This window comes from Edaphobacter bradus, assembly GCF_025685645.1.
Lineage (GTDB): Bacteria > Acidobacteriota > Terriglobia > Terriglobales > Acidobacteriaceae > Edaphobacter > Edaphobacter bradus.
Map to the genome: position 1 here is coordinate 396,313 of NZ_JAGSYF010000002.1, position 13,990 is coordinate 410,302.

Annotated in this window: 10 protein-coding genes; 7 read left to right on the forward strand and 3 right to left on the reverse strand. The window is 61.5% G+C overall.

The genetic code is table 11. The features are described 5' to 3' along the window. Positions 1-34: 34 nt before the first annotated feature. On the reverse strand, positions 35-1,666 hold the full coding sequence (locus OHL16_RS07735) for a tetratricopeptide repeat protein (RefSeq protein ID WP_263366539.1): 1,632 nt from the start codon (positions 1,664-1,666) through the stop codon (positions 35-37). Positions 1,667-1,948: 282 nt separating this feature from the next. Here OHL16_RS07735 and aceA point away from each other — a divergent pair, with 282 nt between their 5' ends. From aceA to OHL16_RS07765, 6 genes are all read left to right on the forward strand, one after another. Further along, a complete protein-coding gene (aceA, locus tag OHL16_RS07740; protein WP_263366540.1) occupies positions 1,949-3,268 on the forward strand; it encodes an isocitrate lyase in 1,320 nt (439 codons plus the stop codon). A 40-nt stretch (positions 3,269-3,308) separates the two neighbouring features. After that, positions 3,309-4,895, forward strand: coding sequence for a malate synthase A (gene aceB / locus OHL16_RS07745; protein ID WP_263366541.1), 1,587 nt, complete (start codon positions 3,309-3,311; stop codon positions 4,893-4,895). A 257-nt stretch (positions 4,896-5,152) separates the two neighbouring features. Then, complete coding sequence (locus OHL16_RS07750; RefSeq protein WP_263366542.1) at positions 5,153-6,778, forward strand: TolC family protein; 1,626 nt, start codon at positions 5,153-5,155, stop codon at positions 6,776-6,778. After that, entirely contained in the window at positions 6,775-7,035 is a 261-nt protein-coding gene (locus OHL16_RS07755) for a YtcA family lipoprotein (protein ID WP_263366543.1), read from the forward strand. Before OHL16_RS07750 ends, OHL16_RS07755 begins: the two co-directional genes overlap by 4 nt. Positions 7,036-7,044: 9 nt before the next feature. Next, entirely contained in the window at positions 7,045-8,244 is a 1,200-nt protein-coding gene (locus OHL16_RS07760; RefSeq protein WP_263366544.1) for a biotin/lipoyl-binding protein, read from the forward strand. Positions 8,245-8,247: 3 nt separating this feature from the next. Next, entirely contained in the window at positions 8,248-10,350 is a 2,103-nt protein-coding gene (locus OHL16_RS07765) for an FUSC family protein (protein WP_263366545.1), read from the forward strand. 9 nt (positions 10,351-10,359) lie between these two features. Here the strand turns inward: OHL16_RS07765 and OHL16_RS07770 are convergent, their stop codons facing one another. Together OHL16_RS07770 and OHL16_RS07775 are read right to left on the reverse strand one after the other, a co-directional pair. After that, entirely contained in the window at positions 10,360-11,601 is a 1,242-nt protein-coding gene (locus tag OHL16_RS07770) for a glycoside hydrolase family 18 protein (RefSeq protein WP_263366546.1), read from the reverse strand. Between the two features lie 65 nt (positions 11,602-11,666). Beyond that, positions 11,667-11,828, reverse strand: a complete 162-nt coding sequence (locus OHL16_RS07775; RefSeq protein ID WP_263366547.1) for a hypothetical protein — start codon at positions 11,826-11,828, stop codon at positions 11,667-11,669. A 478-nt stretch (positions 11,829-12,306) separates the two neighbouring features. Here OHL16_RS07775 and OHL16_RS07780 point away from each other — a divergent pair, with 478 nt between their 5' ends. Next, on the forward strand, positions 12,307-13,968 hold the full coding sequence (locus OHL16_RS07780) for an amidase (protein ID WP_263366548.1): 1,662 nt from the start codon (positions 12,307-12,309) through the stop codon (positions 13,966-13,968). Positions 13,969-13,990 lie beyond the last annotated feature (22 nt).

Here is a 13,990-nt window from a genome sequence, read left to right on the forward strand (position 1 = left end):
GCCTCATCCCCGTCATCTCACCGTAGACCAATCTTCAATCATGCGTAAGAAGGCCCGCGTTCCTCAGGATGCGGCGCACCTTCTTGGGTGAGATCGACAGACACTGTGCTACCCGGGAAACCTTCCTTCCTTCGCGAATCCAGACCTTCGGGATCACAATCTCGGCAAACTCCTCCGTGACCTGCTGAAAGGTCTTCTCTCCCAGCATCCCTTCAGACCACCCACGGAGAATGTCATTGATCCCCGAAGCCTGCATGATCACTGTCTTCAACGTCGCCAGGTCCTCAAGCAGATGATCATGATCGCCTGCTCCCGTAAGGCTCGCAGCATCGCTCGCGCATCGCTTGGCCAGTTCCCAGTCCTGAAAGAAGTCATTGGCTGCCGTCATCCCACGGGCGACATAAGCTCCTGCGAGCAGGCGGCGATTCTGTGTATGCTGCGCAAGCGCAATCGCCTCCTCGCAGAACTTCTTCGCCGTGTCCGCATGGACAGCGATATCGACGTCCTCTCCCAGTTGTTCTTCCACTCGCGCATTCTCAGCCGTGGCCTGCAAAATGCGAGCACGCGCCATCAGGATGTGATCGCTCTTCTCAAATCCCAGTCGGTACGCCTCGAGCGCGTTCGTCGCCGCCCCGTCGATATCTCCTCGGTCCAAATGCAGATGCCCCGCGTTGAGCATCACCGACCCAATGCCGTTCAGGTGATTATGGAGAGCATAGATCTCTCGGGCACGCCGTAATTGCTCAATCGCTTCGTTGCATATCTCCACATGGCGAGCGCGAAGCCCGCCGTGACCGTTCTCTTGAGACACTGCACCGGCACCGCTTTTTCCTCTCAAGTGTCTCTGTGCCCGCACATCAATCCTGCGCCGCAACTGCAGCGCAAGCAGCCGCTTCACATAAGCGGCATTCACCAGCGTACGGGCCAGGTTTGGATGGTTCGGATCCCCTTCGGCGTAGATCGCGATAGCGCGGTCGAAGTGCTCGAGCGCCTTGGCATACTCACCCGCCCTCCGCACGATGCGCCCGCGAGCGGATTCAATATTTCCCAGCGCAATGTAGTAGTCCGTCGACCGGAGAACACTTTCCGCCTTAGCCAGCAGACGCAAGGCCTCCTTGCGCATCCCATTCTGGAAGAGAACCCAGCCCTCCTGAATCTGAATCACCGCCGCAGAGATCGCGCCTCCCGGAGCCTGTTCGGCAAGCGTGCGTGCATAGACGATGTCCTTGAGCGCGGCTTCATACTCACCCTTCTTGCGATGCGCCCGGCCTCTCCAGAAGTAGGCAAGCACCACAACACTCTGATTCGGCAGCTCCTGCTCCGCCGCAAGCACAAAGTCGAGAATCCCGATCGCGATATCGACATCGTCAGTGGACAAGGCGCGAAAGGCCTCGCTCATCCGTATCCGCAGATAATCTTCGAGCGGCAGTTTACGACGGACCTCGGGAGGAAACTTCGCAAGCATCAGGTCCAGCAGACGATGGTCCTTGTATCCCACATCGATCCACTCCGAGACCACCAGCACCAACTCCGCCGCCCGCGGATGCGCAGGGCTGAGCTTTGCGAGGTCGCCCTCGACCTGATCGAGGATCGCAACGCCTTCCGCGATGCGCCGCTCCGCCAGTGCATCGGCCAGTTTGTCCAGAGAATGCTTCCCGAGGTTCATTTGCCTCCCGTCACAAGGCGGTCATCCGATCCGGTCGAGAGAAAGGTATCACGGACGGATTCCTCAAGCATTTTCCTCGCCCCTGCCTTAACCAAATCAACGTAGAACACCCATAAATATTCATTGGTCGTACCACGGTAGCTACTTGCTTGATGCGTCCTGGGCGTCATGTCCCACTCGTCCGAATCGGACGACCACACCTTGCCTCTCTGACCAAAACTGCGTTTACTCGCACTACGCAACATCAGCCGCACTGAACCCACGCATCAAGGAGACGGAGAGATGATCCAGAACGCAACCACAGCCAACCCCTGGGATACTCCGCGCTGGCGGGGCATTACGCGCACCTATCAGCCAGCAGACGTCGATCGTCTTCGCGGAACCGTTCGCGTAGAACACTCGCTGGCGCGCGCTGGAGCCGAGAAGCTCTGGCGCCTGCTTCACCACGAGAGGTACATTCACGCGCTCGGCGCGCTCACCGGCAACCAGGCGGTCGAGATGGCGCAGGCCGGCCTCAAGGCCATCTACCTCAGCGGCTGGCAGGTCGCCGCGGACGCCAATCTTGCAGGGCAGATGTACCCCGACCAGAGCCTCTACCCGGCAAACAGCGTCCCAAATGTCGTCCGCGCGATCAACAATGCGTTGATGCGAGCCGACCAGATAGCGTACGCCGAAAAGAACAGCTCCATCGACTGGATGCTGCCCATCGTCGCCGACGCCGAGACCGGATTCGGAGGCACACTCAACGCCTTTGAGCTGATGAAGGGGATGATCGAAGCCGGCGCCGCGGCCGTCCACTTCGAGGACCAGCTGTCTTCCGCAAAGAAGTGCGGCCACATGGGCGGCAAGGTGCTCGTTCCCGCGCGCGAGGCCATCCAGAAGCTGGTCGCGGCACGACTGGCCGCCGACGTCCTCGATGTGCCGACCCTTGTGATCGCGCGCACCGACGCAAATGCCGCCCATCTCATCACCAGCGACTGCGACCCCATCGACGCGCCCTTCATTACCGGTGAGCGTACCATCGAAGGCTTTTTCGCCTTCCGCGGCGGACTCGACGCCGCAATTGCACGCGCCCTCGCCTATGCTCCCTACGCCGACATGATCTGGTGCGAAACCTCCGAGCCAAATCTCAAGGAGGCGAGACGGTTCGCCAGGGCCATCCACAGCAGGTTTCCCGGCAAGCTGCTGGCCTATAATTGTTCTCCATCCTTCCATTGGAGGGCCAAGCTGAATGAGTGGGAGATCTCGCAGTTCCAGCGCGAACTCGGCGAGTTGGGCTATCGTTTTCAGTTCGTTACGCTCGCCGGGTTCCACGCGCTGAACCTCTCGATCTTCGAGCTTGCACGGGAGTACGCGCGCACAGGAATGTCAGCCTACTCTAAGCTGCAGCAACGGGAGTTCGAGATGGCGGAGTTCGGCTACGGAGCCGTCAAGCATCAGCGGTTCGTCGGCACCGGCTACTTTGACGACGTCGCCAATACTATTGCCGCCGGCGAGACTTCCACCCGCGCGCTGCCTGGCTCCACCGAGGAGGAGCAGTTCGAGGCAACCATAGAATCAGCTCTGTACGACTCACAACTCACCGTGTCGGCAGGCGACTGATTCCGGCCCATCTACACACAATCCGAACAAGAGAGGACACATGAGCACAGCCACGCAGATCATCGATAGCATCGACAGCGCCTCCGAGCGCGAGATTCTCACGCCCGAGGCGAGGGACTTTCTCAACGTCCTCGATCAGCAGTTCGAAGCTCGCCGCGTGCGCCTCCTGAACGACCGGAAGCTCCAGCAGGCAAAGCTGGATCGTGGGGAGCTTCCGGACTTCCCTGCCGCGACCGAACACATCCGCACCGCGGACTGGACAGTAGCACCCATCCCCGCAGACCTTCTCGATCGCCGCGTCGAGATCACCGGGCCGCCCGACAGAAAGATGGTCATCAACGCGCTCAACTCCGGCGCGAACGTCTTCATGGCTGACTTCGAGGACTCCAACTCGCCCACGTGGAACAACGGCATCGAAGGCCAGCGCAATCTGCGCGACGCAAACCAGCGCACCATCGAGTACAGCTCGCCCGAAGGGAAGCATTATCAGCTCGGCCCCAATCCAGCGGTGCTCTTTGTGCGCCCGCGCGGATGGCACATGGTGGAAAAGCACTTCCTCGTCGCCGGAGCTCCCATCTCGGCGTCGCTCTTCGACTTTGGGCTCTACTTCTTCCATAACTTCCGCACGCTGCTCAAACGCGGAACTGCGCCCTACTTCTATCTGCCGAAGCTCGAGAGCCATCAGGAAGCCCGTCTGTGGAACGATGTCTTCCTCTTCGTCCAGGAATACGTTGGCATTCCCAAGGGCACGATTCGCGCGACCGTTCTAATCGAAACCATTCCGGCTGCCTTCGAGATGGACGAGATTCTGTATGAGCTGCGGGACCACTCCGCCGGCCTCAACTGCGGCCGCTGGGACTACATCTTCAGCTTCATCAAGAAGTTCAGCAGCCGTCCCGACTTCGTCCTGCCCGAGCGCGGCGTCGTCACCATGGAGCAGCCCTTCCTCCGCTCCTACGTCGAACGCCTCATCCACACCTGCCACCGGCGCGGCATCCACGCCATGGGAGGCATGGCCGCGCAGATTCCCATTCGCAACAACCCGCAGGCGAACGAAGAGGCCATGGAACGGGTGCGTCAGGACAAGCTCCGCGAGGTGCGCGCAGGCCACGACGGAACCTGGGTTGCGCATCCCGGCCTGGTCCCCATCGCTCGGGCGGTGTTTGACGAGTACATGAAGGGCAAGAACCAGATCACGCCGCCACAGGAGAAGTTCTCGCGCATCACCGCCAAAGACCTGCTCGAGCTTCCGCAGGGCCACATCACCGAGGCCGGCCTCGAGCGCAACGTGGACGTCGCGCTGCAGTACATCGAATCGTGGCTGCGCGGCAACGGTTGCGTGCCCATCTACAACCTGATGGAGGACGCCGCGACAGCCGAGATCTCGCGAGTGCAGCTTTGGCAGTGGGTACGCTACGGCGCCCATCTGGACGATGGCCGGCAGATCACGCTGGAGTTCGTCGAGCAGACACTCGATTCCGTTCTCAACCGAACGAAGCAGTCGCTGGGAGCGGAGGCCTACGCCGCGTCGAAGTTCGAGCAGGCGGCGAAGCTGCTCCGCGAGCTAGCGACCGGACGATTCGAGCCGTTCCTCACCACTGTCGCTTACAACACGCTGGAGATGTAAAGCTCACGAATCTTCACGCAGTCTCTATCAATGGCCGACTCCCACGAGAGGATGTCGGCCATTTTTCTTCAGCGGCACTCCCATCCCGCTTGGAAGAATGAGCGAAGATCGCACAAACGCAATTTTCACACTGATTCAACCACTACGGCTCTGCCGCCCCCAAAGGCTCCGCGCTATTGCCTCATCTTTCCGATGTTTACGCCCTCTCGGGGACGCGGCTATGATGCACCTTACCAACTCCTCACAGGAGAGTGACCGTGTTAACACAGGCATTGGTTTTCAGCCCGGTTACACACTGCACTACAACGGCTCGGAAATCGCATCGTCAGCAGACGATCTCGCTCGGCCTCCTTCTCCTGACCCTCACCTGCCTTCGGTCCTCGGCCATAGCCTCCGCCCAGTGCGCCGGAATCGCCTCCACCCCGGCTGCCGCTGCCGACTGCGCTGCACGCTCGACTCCCGTCGATGTTGCTGCAACCATTGACCCGGCCCACCCCTACACCCTGGCCGAGCTGATCGACATCGCCGAGCACAACAACCCGCGCACGCACATCATCTGGGAGCAGGCCAAGCAGAGGGCCGACGCGCTCGGAGTCGCAAAGAGCGCCTACTTCCCGATACTTGCCGGTATCGCGGCATTTTCCGACGAGCGCTTCATCGATCCCTTTCCCAAGCCGCTTGCGCCCCGCGGCTACACCATGGTCGAGATTCCGTCCGTCGTGCCCGAGGTCACGCTCGACTACCTCATCTTCGACTTCGGAAAGCGCGAGGGGAGGGTCGACGCCGCAACCGCAGAGAAGCTCGCCGCTGGCGCCAACTTCATTCAGGCCAATCAACAGGTCGCCTTCTCCGTCGCCAGCGCCTACTACAATCTGCTCATCCAGCAGGAGCGTCTCGAAGCCGCCCAGCAGACCCTGAAGACCGCGCAGACCACGCAAGACGCCGCCGAAGCGCAGTTGCAGAATGGCCGCTCCACCATTCCGGACGTCCTCAACGCGCGCGCCGAGACCTCACAAGCCGTCTTCGATCTCGAAGCCGCCGACGGCAACGAGAAGATCGCGCGTGTCTCCCTCACCGAGGTGCTCGGCGTCGATCCTTCGCCCAACATCACCATCGAGGGTGAGAAAAACGCTCCCCTGCCCGACACCCTTACCCTTCCCATTGATCAGCTCATAGACCGCGCCATGACGGGCCGCCCCGACCTCATGGCGCAGGCCGCCGAGATCCGTGCCGCCGACGCCTCCATCCGCGCCGCGAAGTCCGAGTATCTCCCTACGATCACCCTCAAAGCCGACGCCGCCTATACCTCCGTCTGGCCCACGGCGGACTTCGGCCAGCTCGGCCACGCCAACCAGGCGACGTGGGCTGCCGAACTGGCCGTCCAGTGGCGCATCTTTGATGGAGGCGCGCGCAAGAACGAGCTCGCCACCGCCCGCTCGGAGAAGCGCAGCGCTCAGGACGAGCTGCGCGACAAGCGTGACCAGGCCACCCGCGAGGTCTGGACCTCCTACATCGCCTTCCGAACCGCGTTGCGCCAGCAGCAGGCCGCCGTCGCACTGCTCGGCTCAGCCAACGCCTCTTACTCTTCCTCGCTCGAGGCCTATAAGTATGGCGTCAAGAACCTCATCGACGTCCTGACAGCGGAACGGCAGTTGGCTCTGGCCCGCTCCTCCAGCGTCACGGCACGCTCGCAGCTCTTTCTCCAGGCCGTCAATCTCGAATTCACTACCGGCAATCTCCTGCGGCCGCTTCCACCTGCAACCACAACGGCAGCACCGCCAGCAACCCCAACGACGCCAATGAATCCATCGGTCCCCACAACACCGACAACACCAACGACACCAACGATACCAACCCCACCTCAGGACGGCCCCCCACGATGACTCGAAGAACTCTCCTCCTCGCTCAAGTCTTCTGCCTGCTCTGCACAGGCTGCGGACGCGCGCCTGCGTTTGACATCATCGGCTCTTTCTTTCCCGTCTGGATCATCTGCCTCACCATCGCCGTCATCCTTGCGTCTATCCTGCGCATCATACTTCTGCGATACCAGTTCGAGGCCGAGATCGGGCCCGTCGCACTCTTCTACCCCAGCGTCGTCATTCTGCTCGCCTGCCTCCTCTGGCTCATCTTCTTTCACTAAGGACACACCATGGACCAGGTCACGGAAAGCCTCCAACGCAAACGACTCGGTCGGCGGATCCTCATCGGTGTCGTCGTCGGAGCAGTAATCACACTGCTCCTCACCGCCTACCAGGTCAACCGCAACCCGCGCACTGACGACGCCAGCGTCTGGGCCAACTACATCCTGATGGCACCTGAGGTCGAAGGACGCCTCGTCGAGCTCCACGTCAAAGACAACTCCTACGTCAAAAAGGGAGACCTGCTCTTCGTCATCGAACCGCGCCCCTTCGAGTACGCCCTCCAGCAGGCGCTCGCCGACCAGGAGCTGCTCGAGCAGCAGATCATCGACGAGCGGCGCAAGATCGCCGCACAAAACAGTGCTGTTGCAGCCGCCGGGGCCGCCTTGCATACATCGAAGACAGGCGTCCGGACTGCAAGCAGCAGCGTCGATACCGCCAAGGCTGCCGTCTCCAGGGCCCAGGCTGCCGAAACCGCAGCCGCCGCCCGCCTCAAGTACGCCCAGAACGACCTGAACCGCGTGCAGCCCCTGCTCGCCAAGCAATTCGTCACCGTCGATCAGGTCGACCAGGCCAGCACCAACGTTCGCGTAGCACAGGGAAACTACGATGAGGCGCAGGCCGCTCTCACTCAGGCACAGTCTCAGCTTGACGAAGCTGTTCTCCGCCACGACCAGGCGGGAACTCTGGCAATTCAATCACAAGCCCAGCTGGGACAGGCCATCCACGACATCGACCGCATCGAGACCCTCATCGCCGAGCGCCCCGCCAAAGCCGCTCGCGTCGACACCGCACGCCTCAATCTCGCATGGACCCGCGTTGTCTCCCCCTTCGACGCCTATGTCACCAGCTTGAACATCTCCGAAGGGGCCTACGCGCACGTCGGAACTCCCGTGTTCACCCTCATCGACACGCGCAACTGGTACGTCATCGCCAACTACCGCGAGGCCAAGCTCAAGAACATCCACCTCGGCTCACACGTCGACGTCTACGTCATGGGACACCCCGACCGCCGATTCCATGGCCACGTCGAGAGCATCGGCTTCGGAGTCCTCCCCGAGGACGGCAACTTCACCTCCGGCTTGCCAAACATCGAGCGCACTCTCAACTGGGTGCATCTCTCCGCCCGCTTTCCTGTCCGCGTGCACGTCGACGACCCCGACCCAATCCTCTTTCGCATCGGAACAACCGCCGTCACCGTCGTGAGGTAACGTATGTCCGAAAGCGTCGCATCCGCGAAGACCGCTTCCGCGTGGCCTGCAGCCCTCTCCCCATGGGTCGACCGTATCCGGGCTGATCTGCAGCCCACACCCGGACGCCTCGGCAGCTCGTTGCGCATCGTTCTCACCACGATCATCACGCTCATCCTGCTCCAGGCTCTCAGGATGCCGCAGGCCTCCCTCGGGCTGTTCTTCATCTTCCTGGTCGGCCGCGACTCCCCCGCCGTCTCGCTTCGCTCCGGCATCTTCGCGTCCATCTCCCTCGGAGCCGCCGCTGCTCTCTCGCTCTCAGCCGTCGGCTTATCGGAAAACGACCCCATCGTGCGGCTCCTCAGCGTCACCGTCGTCGCCTTCATCGTGGGAATTCTTCTGGTCTCGACGACAGTCGGGGTTCTCGCTGTCGCAGGCGGTTTGATCTACTCCACTCTCATCGGCTTATGGGAGAACCATAACGTCTCGCAGGATTTTCTGGTCAAGCGAACGCTCTACATCGTCGCCACCGTCCTCCTCGCGATCGCCGTTTCCGTAGCCGTCGAATACCTCTTCGGAACCAAAGACCCCGTCAAGGAGCTGATGAAGCAGCGCAGGATTCGCTACCAGGCTCTCGAAACGATGTTCTCCCTCTTCGCCCAGGGAGCGCCAAGCGAACAAACCCTTCCCGCCGTCATCGCCGTCTCCCGGCTCGCTTCCGGCGGGCAGACCAACATGCAGCAGCTCTACAACACCATCGTCGACCGTAACCTCGACCCCGGCATTCTGCCCTTCGGAACCCGCGTGCGCCTCACTATGCTGGCACAGCTCATGGACGTCTCAGCCGCCTTCGCTACGCAGAACCCGGCCGTAACCGATCCGGAGCTGCAACAACGCTGCGCCCATCTCGCCGCGATCTGCCGCGCCATCAAGGACGATCTCAGGCCATCCGTAGAAGCCCTGAAAGAACATGGCGTCCTTGATCCGACTTCTCTGATCGGGCGCGTCGATACAACGCTTCACGACATTCTCTCCATGCCGGCGAAAGGCCCAGAAGTCAACCGCGAGCTCATCGCGCTCGCTTCAAGCAAGGTCCCTGTCTTTATCCCCGGCAAGTGGAAAGAACTGAAGACCGTCGCCTTCGCCCTCAGGGTCAGCCTCTGCGCCACCTTCTGCTACATCTTCTATCACGCTGTCGACTGGCCCGGAATCTCAACCTGCGTCACGACCGTCATGGTCACTGCACTCACCAGCAGCGGAGCCCTCAAGCAGAAGCTGCTCTTCCGCCTCATCGGCTCTCTCATCGGCGGCCTCATCCTCGGACTCGGCGCAACAGTCGCTTTCTTCCCTCACATGGATACCCTCAACTCGCTCGTGGTGCTCATCGGCGCCGTCGCGCTGCTGAGCGCCTGGGTTGCCGCTGGACGCCACTTCAGCTACGTCGGCGTTCAGATGGCCTTTGCCTTCTACATCGTAGCCTTTGAAGACTTCAGCGCCCCGACGGAACTCGCTCCTGCGCGCGACCGCTTCATAGGAATCCTGCTCGCTCTCATCGTCATGGCCTATGTCTTCGATCTCCTCTGGCCCGTCCGCACCGTCACCGAAATGCGCACCGCCCTTGCCGGCATCCTGCGCGGCCAAGCCAACTACCTTCGATTAACCACACCTCCCCTCCCCCGCGAAATCGCCGAACTTCGGCACAAGGCCGATCAGCTTCGCGACCAGATCGGCAAGACTGCCGCCGGCATCCGCACCACGGCAGAGTTCATCGATTACGAGTTCGGCGTCGATCGCGAACAACACCGCCGCACCGGTCAAATGATCGTCCAGTCCGGGCTGACTTCGGTCGGCTTCTTCTGGAATCAGTTCGTCGTCCTCCACAAGGAGGCAGACTTGGACTTCATCACCCACCCCCAGCTCGCGGCAATGCGCCGGACCATAGCTGACGGCATGGACGCCATGGCCAGCTCCGTTGTGCAAGGAACAGCCTTCCCAAAGATCGACGCCACCACAGCGATCGATCCCGCTCTCTTCAGCGACCCTCGCTACGGCGAGTACGCGCGCAACTCAGTCGACCGCTTCAACGAACTCCAGACGGTCATCTCCGATCTGCAAACCGCCGCCTGACCGGCGTCTTCATCGCCCCTCGGCACGCGGCGTCTCGCCGCCATGCAGCCCCGCATCGATCGCATCCAGCAGCGCGCCTGAAGGATCGTTGAAGTACTCCCAGAACATCACTCCCCCCAGCCTTCTCTCCGTCACATACTGGCACTTTCTCGCGACCGACTCTGGATCTTCATACGAGATAAAGATATGAGCCTGCTCGCTGTACAGATAGGGCACCGCAGACTCCGTGTCCCAGTACCTCACATAGCCGTCATCCAGCAGGCCCTGCACATCGCCGTAGGAAAAATGCGACCCCGGAACCGCCTTGCCCGGCTGGAACAGCCCATGGTCCTCGCTCGAAACCTCACCCCACGTCTTCCCATAGAACGGCACGCCGAGCACGATCTTGCCTGCCGAAACTCCCGCCTCCTCAAACGCCCTCACCGAGTCATCCGCCGAGACGTGCCTCGGATCGGCCGCGTTCGTCAGCAGCGGAGAATCATGCCCCGTCGTCTTGTCGATCCCCGGCAGATAGTAGTCGTACGTCATCAGGTTTACCGTCTCGACATACCGCTGCACCTTCGCCATCTCCGTGTGCGCCAGAAAGTTATGCGACGCCCCCGTCGCAATCGACGTCACCAGATGCCGCCCCAGCCGTCTCCCCTCGCGGTCGAACCGCTGCCTCAGCTCCATCAGCAGCAGCGTGTAGTTCTGCTTGTCCTCCGGGCGAAACTTGTTATTGTTGCCGGCAATCCCCGGATACTCCCAGTCGATGTCCACCCCATCGAGGTTGTACTTCTCCACAAACCGCACCGCGCTGTCGATGAACCTCCCCCGCGACCGCCGCGTCAGCGCCATGTCCGAAAAGTTCCCCGACCACGTCCACCCACCCACCGAGACCACCACCGTCAGCGCCGGATTGTCGCGCTTCAGCCCATTCAGCGCCGCGAGGTTCTCCGCGTCATGCGGAAACCCCTCCACCATCTCACCGTCCTTCAGGTTCGCAAACGCGTAGTTGATCCGCGTCACCTTGCGCGCCGCAACTGTACTCGGATCGATCGCTGTGTTCTGCGGAAAGAGGTACGCGATCACCATCTTGCTCTCCGCCTGACGTTTCGCCGGACTCCTGGCTGGGCCCTTCAATGGGTGGGTCCCCTCACCCTTCGCCTTCCCCTGCGAATCAGCCGCAAAGGCCGGAGCACCACACACCAACAGAACAAAAGCAGCAGCATGAACAAGCATGATGCTTCGACGGAAGAGCCACAGATTCATCCAATTCCCATCTTCGAAGACCTGGCACCACCCGCGACAGACAATCCACCTCGCAAAGGCAACGCCTAAACCAAGTCTAGTGCAACCACCAGCCCCAAATGCGCCACAGCAATCGCGACCACCGTAACCGTTGCGCCCTTTGCGTTGCCGTTGCGCCCTTTGCGTTCGTCGTTGCCGTTGCCGTTGCCCTTGTTTTTGTTTTTGCTGTTGCCGTTCTTAGTTGTCATCCCCGAAGGGGATCTGCTGCTTCTGCTTCTGTTGCTGTTGCGGTTGCGGTTGCCTTTGCTGTTGCCGCTCCCCAATTAGCCGCAACTGCCCAGGTGCCCCGTCCTTGACGCAGTCTCATCGCAACAAGGGCGGGAAAGAAGTCCATCCCATTCCCAAACAATCACTTACGCAAAACTTGCTCAAAGCTCCAGCAAATTCGCCTGTCAACCCCCCAGACCACTCATCCAACGCAAAACAAAGACTTTACAAGTGGCAGAGCAGTTCCAGTCAGTCTTGTAAAATGAAACCAGACCAGAAAGAGAATAGAGGCCGGACAAAAAGTCCCGGCCTATATCTCTTTTAGAATAAAGATTTTACCGGTAACTAACTTGTTTTCAATATTTTAGCAAGCCAAATTTTGCTAAACGATTGAAAATGTAGAATTTACAAAAACTAAGGGGGGAGGGGGGTACCACCAGGCCTGTTACGCTGTCCTGAATGCACAGACCACATGCCCTGCCACACGCGTTCCTGCTCGGATGCCTCACAGCTGCCTGCGCCGCCCAAACCAACCCACAGACCAGCCAGCCCGCCAGCTCAATCGACCGTGACCTGATGGAGGTCTCCGTCCCGCAGCTTGAGCAGCTCTACGCGCAGCATCGCTACACCGTCACGCAGGTCACCCGTTGGTACCTCGACCGCATCAACCGCTACGACGGAACCTATCGCGCGCTTCTCTACCTCGACGCCGAAGCCGCGCTCCGCACCGCCGCAGCAGAGGACGGCGAGCCGCCATCGGCACATCACGGAGCGCTTTGGGGCGTGCCGATCCTCATCAAGGCCAACACCAGCGTCCAAGGCTGGGTGACCAGCGCCGGCTGGGAGGGTTACACCCTTCCGGGCAAACAGCTCGTCTCGCCGCGCGACGCCATGATCGTCCAGCGCCTCAAGGCCGCCGGAGCCGTGCTGCTCGGCCAGACCAATATGCCCGACTTCGCCGCCAGCGACACCAACATCAGCACCGCCGGCGGACGCACCGGCGACGCCTACGACGTCCGCTTCTCTCCCGGAGGCTCCTCCGGCGGGACCGCGACCGGGGTCGCCGCCAACTTCGCCGTCCTCGGAACCGGAACCGACACCGCGAACTCCGTCCGCCAGCCCGCGGCCAACAACAGCCTCGTCGGCTTCCTCCCGACGCGAGGCCTCACCAGCATCGCCGGAATCCATCCGCTCGACTGGCTGCGCGACAACACCGGCCCGCTGACGCGCGACATCACCAGCGCTGCCATCGCACTCGAAGTCATGCAGGCCGAAGACCCGCTCGACACCTGGACAAAGGACTCGCTCGCGAAGGCCGAGCCCGGACCGTACACGAAGTACCTGAAGAAGGACGCGCTCAAAGGTAAGCGCTTCGCAGTCCCCTGGTTCGTCCTCGAAGGCTCGCCTGACGTCTACGGCACTGGGCCGGACGCTCCGCCGCTCGGCGGAGCAGTCGTCCCCGAGACGCGCGCCGCCCTCATGAAGGCCATCGAACGGATGCGCGCCGCCGGAGCCACCGTCATCATCGACAAGGAGATTCTGCCCGAGAGCTTCTTCGCCGTCGCTCGCAGGATGAACACGCGGCCCTATCGCCGCGAAGGCGTCGACCTCTTCCTGCGCGACTTCGGCCCGCCGCAGTACCACTCCGTCGCCGAGTACGAAGCCGCCACTGGCGAGAAGTTTCCCGCCTTCATGGTCGGCGGCATCCGCCCCGGCAAGGACACCGACGGAGACATGACGCAGCGCAGCCTCGAGACCGACCCCGACGCCGAAGCAAACTTCTACGGCCCCCAGCGCGAAGCCCTCTCCATCTACGAGGAGACGCGCAAAAAGTGGCGCCTCGATGGCTTCGTCTATCCCGCGCTTCAGATTCCAACCTACGACGAGACCGTTCCCGGAGCGTCGAAGGCCGGCCCCTACAGCGAAACCGGATGGATCAACCGCATCGGAGTTCCCGCAGTCTCCGTCCCCGGAGGCTTCTACTCGAACGGACTTCCCTTCGGGCTGGAGATCTCCGGAGTCCGCTGGAAGGACGGCGACCTGCTCGGTTACGCCTACGCCTACGAGCAGGCGACGCACAACCGCAAGCTGCCCAAACTGGTCGAAGGGCATCGGAAGTAGCGAACGAAGGGGCCTGAAACGA

What these genes read in the sequence shown, in the direction of transcription:
- aceA (WP_263366540.1), top strand. Translation starts at nt 1,949, where the DNA reads ATGATCCAGAACGCAACCACAGCCAACCCCTGGGATACTCCGCGCTGG.
- aceB (WP_263366541.1), top strand. Translation starts at nt 3,309, where the DNA reads ATGAGCACAGCCACGCAGATCATCGATAGCATCGACAGCGCCTCCGAG.
- OHL16_RS07735 (WP_263366539.1), bottom strand. Translation starts at nt 1,666, where the DNA reads ATGAACCTCGGGAAGCATTCTCTGGACAAACTGGCCGATGCACTGGCG.
- OHL16_RS07780 (WP_263366548.1), top strand. Translation starts at nt 12,307, where the DNA reads ATGCACAGACCACATGCCCTGCCACACGCGTTCCTGCTCGGATGCCTC.
- OHL16_RS07775 (WP_263366547.1), bottom strand. Translation starts at nt 11,828, where the DNA reads ATGACAACTAAGAACGGCAACAGCAAAAACAAAAACAAGGGCAACGGC.
- OHL16_RS07770 (WP_263366546.1), bottom strand. Translation starts at nt 11,601, where the DNA reads ATGAATCTGTGGCTCTTCCGTCGAAGCATCATGCTTGTTCATGCTGCT.
- OHL16_RS07755 (WP_263366543.1), top strand. Translation starts at nt 6,775, where the DNA reads ATGACTCGAAGAACTCTCCTCCTCGCTCAAGTCTTCTGCCTGCTCTGC.
- OHL16_RS07760 (WP_263366544.1), top strand. Translation starts at nt 7,045, where the DNA reads ATGGACCAGGTCACGGAAAGCCTCCAACGCAAACGACTCGGTCGGCGG.
- OHL16_RS07765 (WP_263366545.1), top strand. Translation starts at nt 8,248, where the DNA reads ATGTCCGAAAGCGTCGCATCCGCGAAGACCGCTTCCGCGTGGCCTGCA.